Source organism: Amycolatopsis sp. La24, assembly GCF_029087445.1.
In the GTDB taxonomy this organism is placed as follows: domain Bacteria; phylum Actinomycetota; class Actinomycetes; order Mycobacteriales; family Pseudonocardiaceae; genus Amycolatopsis; species Amycolatopsis nivea.
Map to the genome: position 1 here is coordinate 1 of NZ_JARACH010000146.1, position 1107 is coordinate 1107.

Below are 1107 nucleotides of genomic sequence, written 5' to 3' on the forward strand. Positions count from 1 at the left end.
TGGGGATTTTTCATCTTGTTGGTGCTGGTTAGGTGGGGTTGACGGGGCTGGTTGTGGTTGTGCTGTAACGGAGTTGCTGGGCGGGCGTGGGCCGGGCGGGAACGCGGTGGAGCCCCCGGATGTTGATCAAGTCGTGACTCAAGAAAAAACGTCCGGGGGCTCCGCTCTCACTGTCTCACAGCAGGTTCTGGCCTCGTATCGCAGCGTGCTGCCGGTGTCGCCGCCCACGATCGCGATGCTGGCCGGGTTGATCGGCCGGCGCCGCCGGGCGATCGGGTCGCGGTGGCGCAAGGCGTCCCCGGCCGAGCAGGCGGTGCTGGTGCTGGCGATGCTGCGTCACGACCAGCGGCTGCTGGACCTGTCCCGCGCCAACGCGGTGTCGGCCGCCACGATCCGCCGCTGGCTGCTGGAAGCCATCGACCTGCTCGCGGCCCGGGCGCCGCGGCTGGGGCGGGTGCTGCGGCGGCTGGCCGCCCGCGGCGCGGTGGTGGTGCTGGCCGACGGGACCCTGATCCGCACCCGCCGCCGCACCGGCACAGACAATCGCCGCAATTACAGCGGCAAGCACAAACACCACGGCCTCAACGTCCAAGGCCTCGCCGACGAACACGGACGGCTGCTGTGGGTCTCGGCGGCACTGCCGGGCAGGACCGCCGACATCACCGCCGCCCGCCGCCACCGGCTGCGCGACCGCCTCCACGCCCACGGCCTGACCCCCGCCGCGGACAAGGGCTACCAGGGCTGGCACAAAGACGTCCGCGACACCCGCCACTGCCCGGACTGCGGCGGCCCCTGCGCGCAGATCGTGCTCACCCCGTTCAAAGCCGAAACCAACCGGCCGCTCACCGAGCCGCAGAAACAGGCCAACAGCGTGTTCAACGCGATGCGCTGCGCGGTCGAGGGCGGCTTCGCCGCCCTCAAAACCTGGCGCGTCCTCGACAAACTCCGCATCGCACCACGCCACGCCACCACCCTCGTCCGCGCCCTGCTCGTCCTCACCCAGCACGAACAAGCCGTCCGCGACACCGCCCAGCCCACCCCGGCCTGACAACTACCACACCCCGTCAACCCGCCATGACCAGCACAAACCAGGATGAAAAATCCCCA

The 1107-nt window shown here is 70.1% G+C and carries 1 protein-coding gene; it reads left to right on the top strand.

All coding sequences use genetic code 11. From position 1 onward, the window contains the following. Positions 1 to 214: 214 nt before the first annotated feature. Positions 215 to 1048 (top strand): transposase family protein, encoded by an 834-nt coding sequence (locus PUT80_RS46210; RefSeq protein ID WP_275295923.1) that lies wholly within the window; start codon positions 215 to 217, stop codon positions 1046 to 1048. Positions 1049 to 1107: the final 59 nt, after the last annotated feature.